The following is a 19,320-nucleotide window of genomic DNA, read 5'->3' on the forward strand; positions in this document are numbered from 1 at the left end:
GCGTTCAGTCTCACGCTTCGTGATGGAAAGGACGAAGTTGACGTCCAGATGAACTGGCCCGGTGACCCAATCCGCGCTGGCAAGGCCCTCGCGGCGTTTCCGATTGGGCCTCACGACTACTCGTTCGTGTCGCTGCATGGAGGCCCATGTCTTTTCACTCAGACGTCCTGCATCTTCATGTACACATTGAGCGAACAAGCGGACGGCACCGCGGACATTCTCATTCAGCCTGCCGCGCTTGCTTCCGAAGGCGACCGCAGCAAGCCATTCCAGGTTTTCATGCAGGGTCGGTGCACACCGGCAGGTAAGTCCTAAATGATCGCGCGCACCATCAAGGCATTCACCCTCTGGGAATTTGTGAAGGCGCACTGGCTGACCTTGAAGTATTTCTTCAAGCCCAAGGCGACCATAAACTATCCCTACGAGAAGGCGCCTCAGAGCCCGCGCTTCCGCGGGGAGCATGCTTTGCGCCGTTATCCCAACGGCGAAGAGCGCTGCATCGCGTGCAAGCTGTGCGAAGCGGTCTGCCCGGCGCTGGCAATCACCATTGAAGCCGAACCACGCGAGGACGGCAGCCGTCGGACCACGCGCTACGACATCGACATGGTGAAGTGCATCTACTGCGGCCTGTGCCAGGAGGCATGCCCGGTGGATGCGATCGTCGAGGGTCCGAACCTCGAATTCGCGACCGAGACGCGCGAGGAATTGCTCTACGACAAGGCGAAATTGCTGGCCAATGGCGACCGCTGGGAACGCGCCATTGCCGCCAATCTTGCCGCCGATGCCCCTACCGATAAGCGCGCCGCAACAGGGTCCAAGACTTGATCGCACTCCTTTCCTTTTACCTCTTCGCGACGGTCATGCTCGCTTCGGCGGTGTGCGTGATCTTCTCGCGCAATCCGGTGCACAGCGTGCTCTGGCTGATCCTGGCGTTCTTCAACGCGGCGGGCCTGATGCTGCTCGTCGGCGCAGAGTTCATCGCGATGCTGCTGGTCATCGTCTATGTCGGCGCGGTCGCGGTGCTGTTCCTGTTCGTCGTCATGATGCTGGACATCGACTTCGCGGAACTCCGCTCCGGTTTCAGCAGGAACCTGCCGTTCGGGATCATCATCGCGATCATCCTTTTCGCTGAGATGTTCTTCGCCGTGCGCGCATGGCAGGCAGGTCCGGTGCTGAGCGCCGCGTCCGCTCCGGAAGCCACGCAGCCGAACATCGTCGCCCTCGGGCAGGTGCTTTACAGCCGCTTCCTCTATCCGTTCGAAATCGCCGGCCTGATCCTGCTCGTCGCGATGATCGGTGCGATTGTGCTGACCCACCGCAGCCGGGGTGATGTCCGCGGCCAGAAGATCTCCAAGCAGGTCGACCGCCGTCCGGAGGACGCGATCAAGCTCGAGAACCCGACCGTGGGCGAGGGGATGAAGCTGTGATTACGCTGTATCATTTCCTTGGCGTCGCGGCCGTGCTGTTCGTGCTGGGCGTGCTCGGCATCTTCCTCAATCGCCGTAACGTCATCCTGATCCTGATGGCCATCGAGCTGATCCTGCTCGCGGTGAACATCAACCTTGTCGCGTTCAGCGCCTTCCTCGGCGACCTCGTCGGGCAAGTGATGGCGATGTTCGTCCTGACCGTCGCCGCCGCCGAAGCCGCCATTGGCCTCGCCATCCTCGTCATCTTCTTCCGTCGCCGCGGCTCGATCGCGGTCGACGACGTCAACCGGATGCACGGCTGATGCACCCAGTCCTCTTCATCGTTTTCCTGCCGCTCCTGGCCGCGATCGTCGCCGGCCTCGGCGGCCGCTGGATTGGTCAGACGCCCGCAAAGGTCGTCACGACGGGTTCGCTGTTCATCGGCGCGGCACTCAGCTGGCCGATCTTCATCGGGTACCTGACCGGAGCGTCGCATGAGCAGGTCGTTCCTGTGCTCGACTGGATCCACTCTGGAACGTTGAACGTCGCCTGGGAGCTTCGCGTCGACACGCTGACGGCGGTGATGCTGGTGGTGGTGACGACGGTCTCGTCGCTCGTTCACCTCTACAGCTGGGGCTACATGGCCGAGGATCCGAGCCAGCCTCGCTTCTTCGCCTATCTGTCGCTGTTCAGCTTCGCGATGCTGATGCTGGTGACGGCCAACAACCTCGTCCAGATGTTCTTCGGCTGGGAAGGGGTGGGCCTGGCGTCCTACCTGCTGATTGGGTTCTGGTACCATAAGCCCTCGGCCAATGCGGCGGCGCTCAAGGCGTTCGTCGTCAACCGCGTCGGCGACTTCGGATTTTCTCTCGGCATCTTCGGCACGTTCTGGGTGTTCGGTACTTTGTCGATCCCGGCGATCCTCGCCGCCGCGCCCTCAATGGCCGGTTCGACGATCGGCTTCGCCGGCCTGCAGGTCGACACGATGACCGCGCTTTGCCTGCTGCTGTTTGTCGGCGCGATGGGCAAGTCTGCGCAGCTCGGCCTCCACACCTGGCTTCCAGACGCGATGGAGGGTCCCACCCCGTCAGCGCCCTCATCCATGCGGCAACGATGGTCACCGCCGGCGTGTTCATGGTCTGCCGCCTGTCGCCGATGTTCGAGCAGAGCGCGACGGCAACCATGGTCGTGACCTTCGTCGGGGCGGCTACGGCTTTCTTCGCGGCGACCGTCGGCACTGCGCAGAACGACATTAAGCGGGTGATCGCCTATTCGACCTGTTCGCAGCTCGGCTACATGTTCTTTGCGGCAGGCGTCGGCGCTTATGGCGCAGCGATGTTTCACCTGTTCACGCACGCCTTCTTCAAGGCGTTGCTGTTCTTGGGCGCGGGCTCGGTCATCCACGCGATGCACCACGAGCAGGACATGCGCTTTTACGGCGGCCTCCGTAAGGAAATCCCGTTCACGTTCTGGGTGATGCTGATCGGCACGCTTGCGATCACCGGCGTCGGCATCCTGGGGGTTGGCTTTGCCGGCTACCATTCGAAGGATGCCATCCTCGAGAGCGCCTACGCGAGCGGTTCGGTGCACGGGACCATTGCCTTCTGGGCAGGCGCCATCGCCGCCTTGCTCACCAGCTTCTACTCCTGGCGCCTGATGTTCCTGACCTTCTGGGGCAAGCCGCGCTGGGGCGCTTCGGAGCACATCCAGCATGCAGTCCACGGCGACCATGCGGATCATCCGGACGAGGAGCATGGCGACAGTGCGCATGACGATGCGATGCCGCCGGAAGGTACGGGCGGGTATCATCCGCACGAAAGTCCGCTGACGATGCTGGTGCCGATTGGCCTGCTCGCCATCGGAGCGATCGCCGCAGGCTTTACCTTCAGCCATTACTTCCTGGAGTCAGCCGAATTCTGGAACGGCAGCCTGGCGTTCAACGAGCACCTGGCCCACGCGATGCATGAGGTGCCGATCTGGGTGAAGTACACAGCGACGATCGTGATGCTGGTCGGCCTCGCGATTGCCTACAACAACTACATTCGCCATCCGCAGGACGCGGCGGCCTTCGTAAAGCAGTTCGGCGGCATCTATCAGTTCGTGAAGAACAAATGGTACTTCGACGAACTATACGATCGGATCTTCATCCGTCCGGCGCTGTGGTTTGGCCGCCTGTTCTGGCGACGCGGTGACGAAGGCACGATCGACCGCTTCGGGCCGCACGGCGCAGCGTACGCGGTCGGCGTCGGGAACCGCATCTCCGCGCGGCTGCAATCGGGCTTCCTCTATTCTTATGCTCTCGTGATGCTTCTCGGCCTCGTCGGCGCGGCAAGCTGGGCAATCTGGTGGGCAGCCAAGTGACGAACCTTCCTTGCTGACCCTCCTCATTGCCATTCCGCTAATTGCCGGCGGACTGTGCCTGTTCGTGAAGGCGGAGGCGGCGCGCTGGATCGCACTCGTGGCGACACTGATCAACCTGGCACTTGGCGCTTACTTGTGGGCGGCGTTCGACCCGAATGGTGCGCAGTGGCAGTTCGTCGAGAACCTCCCGCTCGCAGGCAACATCAGTTGGGCGCTCGGCATCGACGGCATCGCGCTCGTCCTCATCATGCTCTCGGTGTTCCTGATGCCGATCTGCATCGGGGCCAGCTGGCGTTCGATCGACAAGCGCGTGCCCGAGTACATGGCGGCGTTTCTGCTCATGGAAGCACTGATGCTCGGCGTGTTCGCCGCGCAGGACCTGTTCCTGTTCTACGTCTTCTTCGAGGGCGGTCTCATCCCGATGTACCTGATCATCGGCATCTGGGGCGGCGCGGAGCGCATCAAGGCCAGTTACAAGTTCTTCCTCTACACCCTGTTCGGCTCGGTGCTGATGCTGATCGCCATGATCTACATGGTGACCCAGGCGAAGACGACGTCGATCCCGGTGCTGATGGCGCACGACTTTCCGGTCGATGCGCAGAAATGGCTCTGGCTAGCATTCTTCGCCAGCTTCGCGGTGAAGATGCCGATGTGGCCGGTCCATACGTGGTTGCCGGATGCGCACGTCCAGGCGCCGACGGCGGGCTCGGTGATCCTTGCCGGTGTGCTCCTGAAGATGGGCGGCTACGGTTTCATCCGGTTCTCGCTGCCAATGTTTCCTGAAGGCTCGGCCTATTTCGTGCCACTGGTCTTCGTCCTGAGCGGGATCGCGGTCGTCTACACCAGCCTGGTCGCCCTCGTGCAGACCGACATGAAGAAGCTGATCGCCTATTCGTCGGTGGCGCACATGGCATTCGTCACCTTCGGCCTGTTCGCCTTCAACCAGCAGGGCATCGAAGGCGCGATGATGGTGATGCTCGGCCACGGCCTGGTGTCCGGCGCGCTCTTCCTTTGCGTCGGCGTCGTCTACGATCGCATGCACACGCGCGAGATCGCCAAATACGGCGGGCTTGCGAACAACATGCCGGGCTATGCCCTGTTGTTCATGGTCTTCACGATGGCCAGCGTCGGACTGCCCGGCACCAGCAATTTCGTTGGCGAGTTCCTTAGCCTGGTCGGAACTTATAAGGTGTCGAGCTGGGCGGCGATCGTTGCCACGACCGGCATCATCCTCGGTGCCGCCTACATGCTTCTTCTCTATTGGCGGATCGCGTTCGGCGTCGCCCGGACGCCCGAGGCCGCGCAGATGACTGACCTGTCGGCTCGTGAGTGGTGGCTCCTCGCGCCCATCGTGGTGGGCGTGTTCTGGATGGGCATCTACCCGGAAAGCTTCATTCGTCCGTTCCGCGCCGACGTCGCGCGACTGGTCGAACGCATCGATCGCGCAGCACCCGCAGGCGACCTCAACTTCAAACCCGGAAAGCCTCAGCTGCAGGCTGAACACCATGCAGCCGAGGCCGCTCACTGATGAACCCGTTCGCACCCATCCTGCCGGAGCTGATCCTCACGGTCGGCGGCATCGCCCTGATGATGGTCGCCGCGTTCGGTGGGCGCCGCATCGGCGGCGTCACAAGCTGGTCGGCCGTCGCGATCCTGATAGCGGCAACCTTCGCGCTGATCGGGGCCCGACCCATGCGGGGGAGTGTTTGGGGGCCTAATCACCGCTGACCTCTTTGGGTCGTTCGGCAAGGCCATCATCTTCCTCGCTTCGGCCGTCGCGATCATCGCTGCGCACGGATGGTTCGAAAGGGACACCGAGCATAGCGCCGAATACTCCGTGCTGATCCTGTTCAGCGCACTCGGTGGCGCGGTGATGGTTTCCGCGACCAGCCTGGTGACGCTCTACGTCGGCCTGGAGCTGCAGAGCCTGTCAGCCTACGTCCTCGCCTCGTACCGCCGTTCCGATGATCGGTCCGCCGAAGCTGGCCTGAAGTATTTCGTCCTTGGCGCCCTCGCCAGCGGCATCCTGCTCTATGGGATTTCGCTGCTTTACGGCTTCACCGGGACGATGAATTTCAACGGCATTGCAGCGGCGTTTGCTCGCGAAGGTTCGACCTCGCTCGGCCTTCTCTTCGGTCTGGTGTTCGTGCTGGCCGGTGTCGCTTTCAAGATCAGCGCCGTTCCGTTCCATATGTGGACCCCGGACGTGTACGAAGGTGCGCCGACGCCAGTCACCGCCTTCTTCGCGTCCGCGCCGAAGGTGGCCGCGGTTCTCCTGGGCACACGGATCTGCCTCGACGCGCTCGAGCCGGCGATCGAGGCCTGGCGGCAAATCGTGATCTTTGCCGCGCTTGCTTCAATCTTCCTCGGCGCGGTGGCCGCGTATGGGCAGACGAACATCAAGCGCCTGCTGGCCTACTCCTCGATCAACAATGTCGGCTTTGCTCTCGTCGGCCTTGCGGCGGGCGGCCAGCAGGGGGCGTCGTCCGTTCTGTTCTACATGGCCGTATATGTCGTGATGACGCTTGGCGCATTCCTTTGCGTCCTGTGGATGCGCGACGAGAATGGTGAACCGGTCGAGGAGATCGCGGCGCTTTCAGGCCTGTCCCAGACGCGTCCGGCCTACGCGGCCGCGCTGGCGATGTTCATGTTCAGCCTTGCAGGAATCCCGCCATTGTTCGGCTTCTGGCCGAAGTTGCTGGTGTTCCAGGCCGCCGTGAACTCGGGACTGGTGGCGCTGGCCGTGGCCGCGATCGTTGGGACGGTGATCGGTGCCTACTATTACCTGCGGATCATCAAGGTCATGTACATGGACGAGGCCGCCGCGCCGTTCGGTCGTGTGAGCCAGCCGGTGCAGGGCGCTCTGATCTTTCTTGCAGCGCTGATTGTCTCGCCGCTCGGATATTTGCTGATCGGACCGCTGAACAAGCTCACCGATCTGGCTGCGAGTTCGATCTTCTGACCCGGATTCGGATCGTCGAGCAGACCGGCTCGACCAACGCCGATCTGCTTGCCGACGCGAACGCCATCGAGGGCGACTGGCTGGTCGCCATGACCCAGGAGGCGGGACGGGGCCGCCAGGGCCGCGAATGGGTCAGCGAGGCCGGCAATTTCTTCGGCAGCACGCTGGTTCGATTGGGGCAAGGCGATCCTCCACCGCAGTCGCTATCGCTCGCCGCCGGACTGGCTCTCATCGAAGCGGTCGATATCGCCGTTCCCGATCAGCCGCTGATGCTGAAATGGCCCAACGATCTGATGCTGGGAACGGCAAAGCTCGCGGGCATCCTGCTCGAACGGAGCGCGGAGCGGGTGGTCGTCGGATTTGGACTGAATCTTGCGTCGGCGCCGAAGCTTGAGGGCCGCGATGCCGCCGCGTTGAATGGCGCTCTGCTGCCTCAGGCGTTCGCACCGTTGCTGGCCGGAAGCTTCGCCCGCATGCTCACGCTCTGGCGCAGCTCGACTCCAGACGTGTTCTCGCGCGCCTGGCTCGCACGCGCTCACCCGATCGGCACTCGGCTGACGGTCCATTCGAGCAGCGAAGAGAAGGTCAACGGGATCTTCGACGGCATCGAGCCGGACGGAGCGCTTCGTCTCCGCCGGAACGGTGACGTAGACGTCATCCGCGCCGGGGACGTCGAACTCTAGAAGTCTGTTTTCCCGAACCTGGGGATCCCTGGTTCTTCCCGGTGGATCCAGCGTGGTCAGGTCGAGATCGAGCGGCTTGCCGCCAATCCATTCGCCAAGGCTCGTGTGATCGGCGAGATCGTCCTGCGTCAGGGGGTGAACCAAAGCGCGAAGTCCTGAAGCGCGGATCATGTTCTGAACCTTGTCGAGAGCGCTTTCGTGGAAGTGGACCTCGTATTGCGGAATCGGATGAGGCCCAGCCTTGCCCTCGGTCATCCGCCCACGAACAGCACGTCCGGTTGGGCCTGGAAGCTCACCCGCAACGATTCTGCCGTGCCGCGTTCCTCCGGCGAGAAATAGATATGGGCGTGATAGGGCGCGTCGGTCATATCTCGTCTACCGCCAAGTTGTGAACGCCAGCCGGGAAGGCTAGTGCGCAACCATGCTGTTAGCCATCGACGCCGGCAATACGAATGTCGTCTTCGCCCTCGTCGACGGGCGCGAGATCAAGACGCGTTGGCGGATCGCGACCGACCCAAGGCGGACTGGCGATGAATATGCAGTCTGGCTCCATCAGTTGCTGGAACTCGAAGGCTATTCCAAGGCTGACGTCACGGCGGCAATCATCGGTACCGTTGTTCCTCGAGCGACCCACAACCTTGAAGTGCTCGCAAGCAAGTATTTCGGGGTTGAGGCGCTGATCGCGGGCGAGGGGAAGGCCGCGTGGCCCATCCCTCTGGATGTGGACGAGCCGCAGAACGTGGGCGCCGACCGCGCTCTCAACGCCATGGCGGCGCACGCGAAATTCCCAGGCGACCTCATCGTGATCGATTTCGGCACCGCGACGACTTTCGACATCGTTGACTATAATGGCGCGTACAAAGGCGGGATCATCGCTCCGGGCATCAACCTGTCACTCGACGCGCTCGTGAATGCTGCGGCCAAGCTGCCCCGCATCGCCATCGAGGTCCCTGAGAACACGTCCGTCATCGGGCGCACCACAGCCAGCCAGATGCTGACCGGCGTCTACTGGGGCTATGTGGCGATGATGGAAGGGCTGGTGGCACGCCTCAAGGAAGAGATCGGCCGCCCGGTGAAGGTCATCGCGACCGGCGGCCTTGCCGCGCTATTCGACAAGCAGACCGACCTGTTCGACACCGTTGAGCCCGACCTCACGATCCGGGGGTTGAGCCTGCTGCATGAGAAGGTCGCTTCGGCTTAAATGACTCCAGGCGAAGAACTGCTGTTCTGCGCGCTCGGCGGGTCGGGCGAGATTGGCATGAACGTCAATCTCTACGGCATGCAGGGGCAGTGGCTGATGGTCGATCTCGGCCTGACGTTCGCCGATCCGGACTATCCGGGCATCGACTTGATCCTGCCCGATCTCGAGTTCATCGAGAAGCAGCGGGACAAGCTGGCGGGCATTGTCCTCACGCACGGGCATGAAGATCACATCGGCGCCATCCCCTATCTGGCCGCCGACCTGAAAACGCCGCTCTACGCGACGCCGTTTACCGCGGGCCTGATCGCCGAGAAGCTGGAGGAGGAGGGGCTCACCGGGCAGGTGAAGCTGAACGTCATCGCCCGCGATGCGAGCTTCGAGATTGGCCCGTTCAAGCTGACTTATGTCGCGCTCGCGCATTCGATCCCGGAAGGGAACGGCCTTCTGATCGAGACGCCGCACGGGCGGATCTTTCACACCGGAGACTGGAAGATCGACGAGACTCCCGTGCTCGGCGAACCGTCGAGCCACGAGGCGTTGGAGCGTGTCGGCGACCAAGGAATCCTCGCTCTGGTTTGCGATTCCACCAACGTCTTCCAGGATGCGCCTTCCGGATCGGAAGCCGGCGTTCACGAGGGCCTCCGCAACGAGGTCGCGCGCGCCAAGGGACGGGTTGTCGTTACCACCTTCGCCTCCAACGCCGCGCGACTCCAGACGATTGGACGCGTCGCCACCGAGACCGGGCGGAAGGTCTGCATGGCCGGCCGCTCGCTCGACAGGATCGTCCGCGTAGCCAAATCGACCGGCTACCTTCTCGATTTTCCCGAGATCATCGGCTTCGATGAGGCGATGCGCCTGCCGCGCAAGGAAGTGCTGATCATGGCAACTGGCGGGCAGGGGGAGCAGCGAGCCGCGCTCGGCCGAATCGCTCTCGGCAACCACGATATCAAGCTTACCGAGGGCGATACCGTTATCTTCTCGTCCAAGATCATCCCGGGAACGAGGCGGCGATCGGCCGGATCATGAATGCCCTGTCGGACCTGGGAGTGATCATCATCACCGACCGGCAGGCACATGTTCACGTCTCCGGTCACCCGGGCCGGCCCGAGCTTGCACAGATGTACGACTGGATTCGGCCCGAGATCATCGTCCCAGTGCACGGCGAACCGCGTCACATGGCGGAGCATGCGCGTTTCGCCCTGTCGCACGGTGTTCCTCAGGCCATGCTGCAGAGGAACGGCGATCTTGTCCGTCTCGCCCCGACGGGCCGGCGAAACTCACCGAGGTACGCGTTGGTCGGCTGGTTCTCGATGGTGACGTCATCCTCCCGGCGGATGGGTCGACCATCACCGAGCGCCGCCGTCTGGGCTTCAGCGGCCTGATCACCGTCGCCTTGCCGATCGGCCCTGACGGGAAGCTGGCCGGCACACCCGTGATCCGGCCCTTCGGTGTTCCGATCGAAGAGGACCGCGAGGACTTCATCGCCGACGCGACCGATTCCGCTGAAAAGGCCTTCAATCCAGCGCTGCGGAGGATCAACTCCGCGAGGCCGTGCGCCTGGCCGTTCGTCGCTGCGCGACCGCATGGACAGGCAAGAAGCCGTTGGTCGAGGTCATGCTGGTCCGCACTATCTCATGAGGTGGACGTCGATCTCGGCGATCTTCTTCCTGTTCTTCGCCGCCAGCGCGTTCTTCCTGCTGCCGTTCGGCGTAAGGACCGACGAGGAAGTCGGAAATTCGAAGATACAGGGACAGGCCGATAGCGCCCCGCATCGCTTCGACCTCAAGCGACATTTGCTCAAGGCCGTGGCGCTGGGCGCACTGCTTACCGCGATCTACTACGCGAATTACGTCAACGGATGGATCACCGCCGACGACATCGACTTTTACAATTAGATCAATCGTTTAGCGGCGTTTGTCGACAACTTGTGCGAGCGCTGCGTAGAGCTTGCCGGTATCCGACGACATCAACGTCACCGCGATGACTCCGCCATCCTTGTCGGCGACAATCCTGCGCATCATCGCCTCGAAGTCATGGACGTAGCGGTGGACCGCGTCCTGGAACTCGATGTCGGAATCGTAGTGCGCCTTGATTGCCCGGGTTTCCGAGCCTTCGAGCAGGCGGACGGCACGTCGCGTGAACACGCCGCGATTGCCCTTGAGATAGGAATCCCAGGCCTTGTCGTCGACTTCGTCGGACAGGATCTTTCCGACGTCGATCGATGCCGAGTTCATGGAGTCGATGAGTAGCGACACCCGGCGGGCGAAGGCCTCGCTGTCCTTTTCCCGCTGTTGCGAGCTGACCTGCTCCATATGCTGTTCGAGGGCAGTGGCGCTTCGTCCGAGCGTCAGCATCTGCTCCGTCAAGCGGTCCGACGCAGAGCGTGCCGCGTCGACTGCACGCGCGGCAGTTGCCTGTACGTCGGCGAGCTTCAACTCGATTTCGTCCCGAATGACGGCTTCAAGGGCCTCACGTGTCGCCGAGGAGAGGTTCTGCGCACTCTCCGGCACGACGCGGGCAATTGCCTCGCGGGCGCGGTCCGCGGCATGCGACGCCGCTTCCTTGACCTGCACCATCGCGTCGATGAGAGCAGGGCCCGTTTCGTGGCTCAGCTTGCTCGCCTCCGTCTGTGCGGCGGAGATGGCGTGAGCGAGGGAGATGAGGCGTTCGCCAGCCTCGCCGACCCCTCGTCGAGAGTAGCCAGAAGCGTGGTGAACCGGTCCTGCTGCTCGGCGATGCCCGAAGCTGATGTCTTGATGCGCTCGCTCGCCTCGATCGCGGCCTCCCGCATCCATTGCAGTTCGGGCCTGATCTTCTCGGTCGAACGAATGAGGCGCTCGGTCCCGGCTTCCGCGTCGCCGATGGCGAAGGAGAGCTGGTCCTTCACGTCGTTCGTCAGGCGGCCAACGTAGTTCTGGAGAGCGGCCGCGCGTTCCGCCAGCGCTTCCACGGCATTGTCCTGCGCGCTGGTTTCTTCCGAAAGCTGCTGCAGCTCCGTCCGCGCCCGACCGATCGACCTTGCGAACGTCCCGGCCCGCTGGTCGCCTGCCTCGGCGAGGCTGGTGAAATGCTGGTCGAGCTCGGCAAGTGCGCGCGCCGTCTCCGCGACGATCCGCTGCGAGGCCCGCTCCTGTTCCGCGATCCGCGACGTCAGCCCGTCAAGGGCCACGTTGGCGGCTGTCACGTTCGACGCCAGCGACTCAGCAGCCTCGGCGCCCGTTTTCCCGATGCCGGCGGACGACTGCTCGACCAGCGACGCGACCGCAGCCGCTTGCGTGTCGATGCCGGAGCGGATTTGCTCCAGCGTCGCAGCCGCACGGATCATGAGGTCGTCGGCGGTCGTGGACAGCCGGTGATTGGCATCTCCGATTGCAGCAGCCGCCTCATTGCCGCCGGCCTCGACCCGCGACAAATGTTCGGTCAGCCGTTGCACAGCCGCCGCGACGACTTCCTCAGCCGAGCGCGCCGTCGTCGACAAAGCCGAAACCTGCTCGGCGAATCCGGTCGCGTGCCGAGAGGCCGCAGTTCCGGCCACCTGCAGTTGTTCCGCCATGTTGCGGGCCGTGGCTTCAGCCTTGGGCAGGTCGTCCAGCAGTACGGCGATATCAGTCCGAGCAGACTCGGCGGCCCGGTCGAGGGCAACGCCATGCTTGACCAGCTTTTCCGTGCTTGAATCGAATTCCCGCGTGATCCGCCAAGCTTGCCGGTGGCGTCGTCGCCAAGCTGCATCAGCTGCTGAGCGATCGTTGTCAGCTCCGTGCGGCTATCGGTGATCCGCTGGGACAGCACGCCGAGCAGGCCTCGAGCGAGCGCGCCTCAGCGCGCATCTCGATCACGGAGCGCGTGAAGCGCTCTGCTTCCTTGCGCCGGGTCCGCCCGAACATGATCCAGCACAAGCCGAGCAGCGCCAGCGGCCCCGTCGCCAAAGCCAGCCATTGCGCGATCGAGGGCGATGTCAGCGGCTCGTTCGCAAGCGCCCTGCCGGCCGCCCATGCAATGTATCCGACCCACAGCGCCGCGAGGACAACGAGCGCGCTGCCAAGGACCTGGCGGCCGCCTGCACCGCGAAAATCGGATTCCGCCTCGGACTCCCGCCAGGCATAAGGGTCGAACCCGCCGGAGATTTCCGTCTCTACAGGCGGCGAAACATAGTCCCTCAACGAGGTGGGCTGGCTTTCGGCGCTCTGCGGGTTTGGCTTCATGTCGGGCAGTTTATCATCTTTGTCCCTGCGCGAAAGCCGTTACAGAAGCGGTTCGGCGTTTGCTTCGATTGCGCCGAGTTCAGTGAAGCCGAGAGGGGATCGTTGGCGCTAGGCGCTCTTATCGGAGCCTATCAGGAGGATGATTCCGGCGGCCTGGCTGCCTTGCTTCCGCTCGCCGGCCGAACCCTCATCGAGTACCAGGTGCGCTGCGCAGCCGCGGCGGGCGCTTCGCCAATCGTTGTTCTCGTGGAGCGGATCCCGCTGGCCTTGAACCAGGCATTCGAGCGACTCCGGCAGGAGGGGCTTGCCGTCGTGCCCGTCAGCGACGGCGCCGAGGCGGCCACTCGTTTTGAGGCGTCCGAGCTGATCCTGCTGATCGGCGACGGAATCGCGGCGCCACTCGAATTGCTGCTGCGTTTGGGCCACGAGCACGAGGCGCTGGTGCTGACGGTGCCCGATGACGAAGCGCACGAGAATTTCGAGCGCATCGATAGCGTCAGTCGTTGGAGCGGGGTGGCGCTGATCGACGGCCGAATGCTCGGTGCGACCGCGGCCATGCTGGGCGATTGGGACTTGCCGTCTACGCTCTTGCGTCGATCGCTCCAGGCGGGAGCCCGGTTACAGGCCGCAACGTCCGGGAATGAGCCTCTTCTCGCCCGCAATTCCGGCGCTCTCGAACAATTCGAACGTTCGCTGATCGCTGCCTCTCGGTCAGAGCGCACTGACCTGGCCAGCCGCTACGTCCTTCCGCCGGTCGAGGATTTTGCGACCGAGAAGCTGATGGAGACCGGCGTTCGGGCTGAGTGGCTCCTTTATCTCGCTCTTGCGCTCACCGTCGGCGCGGCGTTCGCCTTTACTCGCGGCTGGCTCTGGCCCGCAGTGATCACGTTGGTGTTGTCGTCTCCGCTGGACCTCGTGGCGCGGAGGCTAGGGATCCTTCGCCTCCGCCAATCCCGCCAAAGACCTATTCACAGCTCCTGCTTTGGCCTGCCGGTGGGCTGGCGCTGATCGCGCTCAGTTGGTGGGAAACGCGGCATGGAGCAGGGTGGGGGGCTCTCGTCTGTGCGTTGAGCGCCGCTGCCTTCGCGCAAGCGTATCAGGTCGAGCGGGCTCATACGGACATCGCTCTTCCGCCGTGGCTCGTGTCTCGCCGGAACACGATCTTTCTCTTGCTTCTGTTCGCAATCGGCCAAGCGTGGACCGGCTTCCTCGTCGCCGTGCTGGTATACACCTCTGTTTCGTTCTTCTTCGTTCAGTATTTGGTACACCGCGTGCGAACAGAATTGACGCCGCATTAACCTCAATCCGATAATGCCAATCAAATGGTGCCGGACGAATGGCCGATTGCCTCGCCGTCGGAAGATGATGGGGGCTATCCTGCGCGACCCGCAGGTCGACGGCGCTTGCCTACCGTTCGCAAGGATTTCTTCCTCGATCCGAAGGATCGGCTGACCGAGCAGGAACGGGCGTTGATGACGTCCATGCTCGCCGATTTGCTTGGCACGATCGCGGAGGAAATTCGCGCCTCGCTGCCGATCGGTTTCGTCGCCGCGAACGATGAAGACGGCCAACAGCTGCTCCGCGAGTTGACCGACGCCCAGTTGCTCGATCATGTCGAGCTGATCGCCCTGCTTCTGCGCCGGGCGGATGAAGAGCGTATTTCCAATGCCATCCGCGTCCGCTCAAATCCGCGCGGTGGTTTTCTTCAGGCTTTGATCGCTGACGATAATGAGGCGATTTCTGCCGCGGCGATGGCCTTGATCCTGGCACGCGGACGGCGCCGGAACCGCTTGGGCCAACCGGGTATCGAGTTCGAGGACCTGTCGGACGATCTTGCGAAGGCGCTTGCCCTGTCGGTCGCCGCGCAGATCCGTCGTCACGCACCAGGCGTCGCGTCGAGAGAAGGTCATCTTCCGTTTGGCACCGCCGCCGAGGTCCTATTGAGATCGCGCGACCCACGGAAGGCGGTCGACGGCCTTACGGCAGTCCTAGTCGGCGCCCTTAGCAAAGCGGGCTATCTCGACGAAAACCTGCTGGAAGTGGCCGCGGACGAGGGCGACGTCGCGTTCCTGTCCCATGCTCTCGGGGAGCGGGCGGGCTTCAGCGGCGCTAATGCGTGGGATTACCTGGCGGATGGGAGCGATGGCCGCCTCGTCCTGCTCCTCAGGCTCGCCGGAGTGTCCCGCGAGTTTGCTGCAAAGGTTTTGGCCTTGCTTGGCGACCTCGTTGGCATCGCAGATCTTGGCGTCGAACTTGGCCGCTTCGATGCGCTAGACGAGGCCAAGGCGCGTTCTGTGCGGGAATGGCTTCAGCTCGATCCGGCATACCGATCTGCGCTGAGGACCTTGGGAAGCGATCATGGCGACCGCGCCGTCTGATCGTGGCCCGGTGCGCGGGCGTCTCGACGAGCAGGACCGGCTGATTTCTGCCGATCCTGATCTTGTTGCGCTTCAAATGGAGGCGGGATCCCACGTCGGATCGCAGCTTGCGCTTCCGCAGATTCTGTCGATTGCCCGCCTGGCAAGGAAGCTCGGCGTACCGATCTACCGGAACGCCATTGCGGCGGGATCGAACCAGGACGTCGAGCTCTGGGTCCGGGCCACGCCCGAAGGCGAAGAAGTCTCGCTGGTGCTCGAGCGCTGGGTCTATCGCGCGGCGGCCGGTCCACGCCTCGGCACGCTGGTTCCGCATGAGCAACACATCGAGATTGGAGCCGCGCCCGACGAATGGGCGGTCAACGAAGATCTGGCGATCGTCTCGATGTCGTCCGGATTGGCGGAAAAGCTTGGCACCACGCCCGAAGAGGCAATTGGCAAGCCGTTGACGCGCTTCCTGAAGCTTGAGGAGAACGAGGACGGCGAATTGCCGCTGCTGGTGGCGGCAACCTCGCGATCCGAATTTGAAGGTCAGCGTGCCCGGCCCCGGCAGGGCAGCGACGATGTGATCATGCTTCGGGGTGTTTCCGTAACCTCCACTGACGGCAGGTTCGCCGGCTTTCAGGGCGAAGCGTCCGGTGAAGGCATGGAGTCGCGTGCTTCGGCAGTGGACCCCGCTTCGCAGCTCGACGAGATGATCGACGAGGCGCTACGCTCGCCGCTCGACCGCATCATCGAGAGCGCCGACCGTATCGTTCAGCAGTCCGAAGGCCCGCTGCGCAGCGATTATGCCGACTATGCGGGCGACATTGCTGCCGCTGGTCGCCACCTCCTCTCCGTCATTCGGTCGATGAACGGCGAGGGAGAGCAAGACCGCGACCGTGTTGACCTTGTTGCGATTTCCACGGAGGCGATCGGCCTGCTGGAGCCGGCGGCGCGGGCGAAAGGTGTCACCATCGTCTCCGAACCCAGCCGGCAAATCCCGCGCATGGAGACCGCCGCGGTGTCGTGCAGATCCTGGTCAATCTTCTCGGCAATGCGGTCCGTCATTCGCCCGACGGCTCAACGATCACCATCACCTTCGACCGTTCGGACGGGTTTGCCCGGGCGCACGTCGCCGATCAGGGACCGGGCATCGATCCCGAAGACCAGCAGCGCATCTTCGAGCGGTTCGAGCGCGCCAAAGGCACCGAGGGCGGATCGGGCCTCGGCCTGGCAATCGCTCGCCGTCTCGCTCACGCAATGGGTGGCGAGATCAGCCTTGAAAGCGAACCGGGGCAGGGCGCCCGGTTCACCTTGTCACTGCCTTCGGTCTAGCGCTGGTCGCAGGGGACGTAGTCCCGCTGCGTCTCTCCGATATAGAGCTGCCGCGGACGTCCGATCTTCTGCTCGGGGTCGGAGATCATCTCGTTCCACTGCGCAACCCAGCCGACTGTGCGCGCCAAGGCGAAGAGAGCCGTAAACATATCCGTCGGGAAGCCGATCGCATTGAGGATGACCCCGAATAGAAGTCGACGTTCGGGTAGAGCTTCTTTTCAATGAAATATTCGTCGTTAAGCGCGATGTGCTCGAGCTCCTTGGCAACGTCGAGGACCGGGTCGGAAATGTTGAGCTCCTTGAGAACCTCGTCCGCCGTCGCCTTCATCACTTTCGCGCGCGGGTCGAAGTTCTTGTAGACGCGGTGGCCGAAGCCCATCAGCCGGAACGGATCGTCCTTGTCCTTGGCTCGGGCGATGTATTCGGGGATCCGCTTCACATCACCAATCTCGCGCAGCATGTTCAGGGCCGCTTCGTTGGCGCCGCCATGGGCGGGACCCCAAAGGCAAGCGATGCCGGCCGCAATGCAGGCAAACGGGTTCGCTCCCGACGAACCCGCCAGGCGAACTGTCGAAGTCGACGCATTCTGCTCGTGGTCGGCGTGCAGGATGAAGATCCGGCGCATCGCGTTCTCGATGATCGGATTGACCTCGTAGGGCTCGGCCGGAACACCAAAGGTCATGCGCAGGAAGTTGCCGGTGTAGGACAAGCTGTTGTCCGGATAGAGAAATGGCTGACCGACCGAATACTTGTAGGCCATCGCCGCAATCGTCGGCATCTTCGCTATCAGTCGGTGCGAAGCGATCATCCGCTGCTGCGGGTCGGTGATGTCCGTGCTGTCGTGATAGAACGCCGAAAGCGCGCCGACGACGCCGCACATGATCGCCATTGGGTGCGCGTCACGCCGGAAGCCGCGATAGAAGGTCGCCAGCTGCTCGTGCAGCATGGTGTGACGGCTGATCGTGTAGACGAAGGTGTCCAGCTCATCCTTCTTCGGCAGATCTCCGTGCAGAAGCAGGTACGCGACCTCCATGAACGTCGACTTTTCCGCCAGCTGATCGATTGGATAGCCGCGATGGAGCAGGATGCCCTTTTCGCCGTCGATGTAAGTGATCGCGCTCTCGCAGCTCGCCGTCGAGGTAAAGCCGGGGTCGTAGGTGAACATCCCGGTCTGGCCGTAGAGCTTGCGGATATCCACGACGTCGGGTCCGACCGAACCCTCGAGCACCGGATAGGCAAAGTCTCCGGCCGGGGTCTTTAGAGTTGCGGATTTATCGCTCATTCGTTCGGCTCCAACATTTGATCTTCAATTCGCGCCAGGCTTTCGCTCTTGCCGAGGAGGGCCAGCACGTCAAAAATTCCAGGGCTCGTGGTCCGGCCAGTCAACGCGGCGCGCAGCGGCTGAGCCAGCTTCCCCAGCTTTAGGTCCTGCGCATCAGCTACCTCGCGGACAGACTGTTCGAGGGCGTCATGGTTCCATTCGACGCCCGCGAGCGCCTTGTACGCATGCGAAAGAAGGACGCGGCACTCAGGCGTGAGAAGCACTGATGCCGCTTCATCAAACTGCAGCGGGCGGCTGGCGAACAGGAACTTTGAAGCCTCGGCGAGCTGATTGAGATCATGCGCCCGCGCTTTCAGTTCCGGCATGGCCCGAAGCAGCAGTTCCCTTTGCCCATTGTCCAGGCCGAGCTTCGGGGCAACCAGCTCAGCCAGTCGACCGTCCTCGGCTTCGCGGATGTAGTGCCCGTTGAGGTTCTCAAGCTTCTTGAAGTCGAACCGTGACGGGGATTTTCCGACATTGGCGAGGTCGAACCACTCGATTGCCTGCTCGCGGCTGATGATTTCGTCGTCGCCATGGCCCAACCTAGGCGCAGCAGGTAATTCGAAACGGCCTCAGGCAGCAGCCCAAGCTCGTCGCGGTAGGCGTCGACACCGAGCGCCCCGTGCCGCTTGGAAAGCTTTGCACCATCGGGTCCGTGTATCAGCGGAACGTGCGCATAAATCGGCTCGGGCCACCCCATCGCGCGGATGATCGCGAGCTGGCGGAATGCATTGTTGAGGTGGTCGTCTCCGCGGATGACGTGAGTCACGCCCATGTCATGGTCGTCCACAACGACGGCCAGCATGTAGGTCGGCGTTCCGTCGGACCGGAGAAGCACGAAATCGTCGAGTTCGACGTTTTGCACCGCAACACGACCCTGAACTCGATCTTCGATGACGGTCTCGCCGTCGCGGGGTGCCTTGAGGCGGATTACGAACGGGGTCTCGCCTCGTTCGTCGGTGACTTCCCGCCAGGGGCTTTCGATGCGGAACGGTCTCCGCTCGGCCTGCGCCTTCTCGCGCTGCGCAGCGAGTTCCTCCTGCGTCATGTAGCAGCGGTAGGCGTGTCCTCGGTCGAGCAGCTTGCGCGCCACCTCCGCGTGACGAGCCCAGAACTGCGACTGGTAATATTCGTGACCGTCCCAATCGAGGTTCAGCCAGCGCATCCCGTCTAAAATGGCGTCTATCGCTTCCTGGGTTGAGCGTGCTTTGTCCGTATCTTCGATACGCAGCAGGAACCTCCCGCCGTGGTGGCGGGCGAACAGCCAGTTGAACAATGCCGTCCGTGCCCCGCCGATGTGAAGGAACCCGGTGGGGAGGGAGCAAATCGGGTGACGACGGGACGGGCTTCGGTGGTCAAATTATCTCCGCTTGCGCTCGCTCGCGCTTTCCTCTTTGGTCCATTGTGCAATGCAACGGATGGGCGCCCCTAACATAGGGAGTGCGCATCTTCCACAGCATGCTCGGGCTATTGGAAGGCGCGTTTTTCCGCG

12 protein-coding genes and 6 pseudogenes are annotated in these 19,320 nt (G+C 63.0%); 12 read left to right on the forward strand and 6 right to left on the reverse strand.

What is annotated here, in order from left to right:
- The first annotated feature begins 315 nt into the window (after positions 1-315).
- The 7 genes and pseudogenes from nuoI to H9L15_RS09340 all read left to right on the forward strand — a co-directional run bounded on the left by nuoI (position 316) and on the right by H9L15_RS09340 (position 7,412).
- On the forward strand, positions 316-825 hold the full coding sequence (nuoI, locus tag H9L15_RS09310; protein WP_187713909.1) for an NADH-quinone oxidoreductase subunit NuoI: 510 nt from the start codon (positions 316-318) through the stop codon (positions 823-825).
- Positions 822-1,427 carry an NADH-quinone oxidoreductase subunit J gene (locus H9L15_RS09315; RefSeq protein WP_187713910.1) on the forward strand — a complete coding sequence of 202 codons (606 nt, stop codon included), beginning with the start codon at positions 822-824 and terminating at the stop codon, positions 1,425-1,427. Before nuoI ends, H9L15_RS09315 begins: the two co-directional genes overlap by 4 nt.
- Entirely contained in the window at positions 1,424-1,729 is a 306-nt protein-coding gene (gene nuoK / locus H9L15_RS09320; RefSeq protein WP_187713911.1) for an NADH-quinone oxidoreductase subunit NuoK, read from the forward strand. The genes H9L15_RS09315 and nuoK overlap by 4 nt, the downstream gene beginning before the upstream one ends.
- Positions 1,729-3,767, forward strand: a pseudogene (gene nuoL, locus H9L15_RS09325) (NADH-quinone oxidoreductase subunit L). Before nuoK ends, nuoL begins: the two are co-directional and overlap by 1 nt.
- Before the next feature lie 10 nt (positions 3,768-3,777).
- Entirely contained in the window at positions 3,778-5,295 is a 1,518-nt protein-coding gene (locus H9L15_RS09330) for an NADH-quinone oxidoreductase subunit M (RefSeq protein ID WP_187713912.1), read from the forward strand.
- A pseudogene (nuoN, locus tag H9L15_RS09335) lies at positions 5,295-6,729 on the forward strand (NADH-quinone oxidoreductase subunit NuoN). The gene H9L15_RS09330 and the pseudogene nuoN overlap by 1 nt, the downstream one beginning before the upstream one ends.
- 65 nt (positions 6,730-6,794) lie before the next feature.
- A complete protein-coding gene (locus tag H9L15_RS09340) occupies positions 6,795-7,412 on the forward strand; it encodes a biotin--[acetyl-CoA-carboxylase] ligase (protein WP_317617639.1) in 618 nt (205 codons plus the stop codon).
- A gap of 117 nt (positions 7,413-7,529) precedes the next feature.
- On the opposite strand, the pseudogene H9L15_RS17495 reads toward H9L15_RS09340, so the two are convergent.
- Positions 7,530-7,667 (reverse strand): annotated as a pseudogene (locus H9L15_RS17495) (DOPA 4,5-dioxygenase family protein); the annotation flags it as partial.
- A 166-nt stretch (positions 7,668-7,833) separates the two neighbouring features.
- Between H9L15_RS17495 and H9L15_RS09350 the strand changes: the two are divergent.
- From H9L15_RS09350 to H9L15_RS09360, 3 genes and pseudogenes are all read left to right on the forward strand, one after another.
- Complete coding sequence (locus H9L15_RS09350) at positions 7,834-8,613, forward strand: type III pantothenate kinase (RefSeq protein ID WP_187713913.1); 780 nt, start codon at positions 7,834-7,836, stop codon at positions 8,611-8,613.
- Positions 8,614-10,251, forward strand: a pseudogene (locus tag H9L15_RS09355) (ribonuclease J).
- A complete protein-coding gene (locus H9L15_RS09360) occupies positions 10,248-10,508 on the forward strand; it encodes a DUF1467 family protein (protein ID WP_187713914.1) in 261 nt (86 codons plus the stop codon). Before H9L15_RS09355 ends, H9L15_RS09360 begins: the two are co-directional and overlap by 4 nt.
- A gap of 9 nt (positions 10,509-10,517) precedes the next feature.
- Here the strand turns inward: H9L15_RS09360 and H9L15_RS09365 are convergent, their stop codons facing one another.
- The 3 genes from H9L15_RS09365 to H9L15_RS09375 all read right to left on the reverse strand — a co-directional run bounded on the left by H9L15_RS09365 (position 10,518) and on the right by H9L15_RS09375 (position 12,815).
- On the reverse strand, positions 10,518-11,189 hold the full coding sequence (locus tag H9L15_RS09365) for a hypothetical protein (protein ID WP_187713915.1): 672 nt from the start codon (positions 11,187-11,189) through the stop codon (positions 10,518-10,520).
- A 32-nt stretch (positions 11,190-11,221) separates the two neighbouring features.
- On the reverse strand, positions 11,222-12,166 hold the full coding sequence (locus H9L15_RS09370) for a hypothetical protein (protein ID WP_187713916.1): 945 nt from the start codon (positions 12,164-12,166) through the stop codon (positions 11,222-11,224).
- 196 nt (positions 12,167-12,362) lie between these two features.
- Positions 12,363-12,815, reverse strand: a complete 453-nt coding sequence (locus H9L15_RS09375; RefSeq protein ID WP_187713917.1) for a hypothetical protein — start codon at positions 12,813-12,815, stop codon at positions 12,363-12,365.
- Positions 12,816-12,917: 102 nt separating this feature from the next.
- Between H9L15_RS09375 and H9L15_RS09380 the strand changes: the two genes are divergently transcribed.
- Together H9L15_RS09380 and H9L15_RS09385 are read left to right on the forward strand one after the other, a co-directional pair.
- Positions 12,918-13,823: a glycosyltransferase family protein gene (locus H9L15_RS09380; RefSeq protein WP_187713918.1), complete on the forward strand. Its 906-nt coding sequence runs from the start codon at positions 12,918-12,920 to the stop codon at positions 13,821-13,823.
- Between the two features lie 395 nt (positions 13,824-14,218).
- Positions 14,219-15,193, forward strand: coding sequence for a DUF2336 domain-containing protein (locus H9L15_RS09385; protein WP_187713919.1), 975 nt, complete (start codon positions 14,219-14,221; stop codon positions 15,191-15,193).
- 1,310 nt (positions 15,194-16,503) lie between these two features.
- Here H9L15_RS09385 and H9L15_RS09400 read toward each other — a convergent pair.
- Positions 16,504-17,789, reverse strand: a pseudogene (locus H9L15_RS09400) (citrate synthase).
- Positions 17,786-19,187, reverse strand: a pseudogene (gltX, locus tag H9L15_RS09405) (glutamate--tRNA ligase). Before gltX ends, H9L15_RS09400 begins: the two co-directional pseudogenes overlap by 4 nt.
- Between the last annotated feature and the right edge of the window lie 133 nt (positions 19,188-19,320).

Origin of the sequence: Sphingomonas daechungensis, from assembly GCF_014489495.1 — a bacterium.
Lineage (GTDB): Bacteria > Pseudomonadota > Alphaproteobacteria > Sphingomonadales > Sphingomonadaceae > Sphingomicrobium > Sphingomicrobium daechungense.

What these genes read in the sequence shown, in the direction of transcription:
- H9L15_RS09360 (WP_187713914.1), top strand. Translation starts at nt 10,248, where the DNA reads ATGAGGTGGACGTCGATCTCGGCGATCTTCTTCCTGTTCTTCGCCGCC.
- H9L15_RS09365 (WP_187713915.1), bottom strand. Translation starts at nt 11,189, where the DNA reads ATGGTGCAGGTCAAGGAAGCGGCGTCGCATGCCGCGGACCGCGCCCGC.
- H9L15_RS09370 (WP_187713916.1), bottom strand. Translation starts at nt 12,166, where the DNA reads ATGGCGGAACAACTGCAGGTGGCCGGAACTGCGGCCTCTCGGCACGCG.
- H9L15_RS09375 (WP_187713917.1), bottom strand. Translation starts at nt 12,815, where the DNA reads ATGAAGCCAAACCCGCAGAGCGCCGAAAGCCAGCCCACCTCGTTGAGG.
- H9L15_RS09350 (WP_187713913.1), top strand. Translation starts at nt 7,834, where the DNA reads ATGCTGTTAGCCATCGACGCCGGCAATACGAATGTCGTCTTCGCCCTC.
- nuoI (WP_187713909.1), top strand. Translation starts at nt 316, where the DNA reads ATGATCGCGCGCACCATCAAGGCATTCACCCTCTGGGAATTTGTGAAG.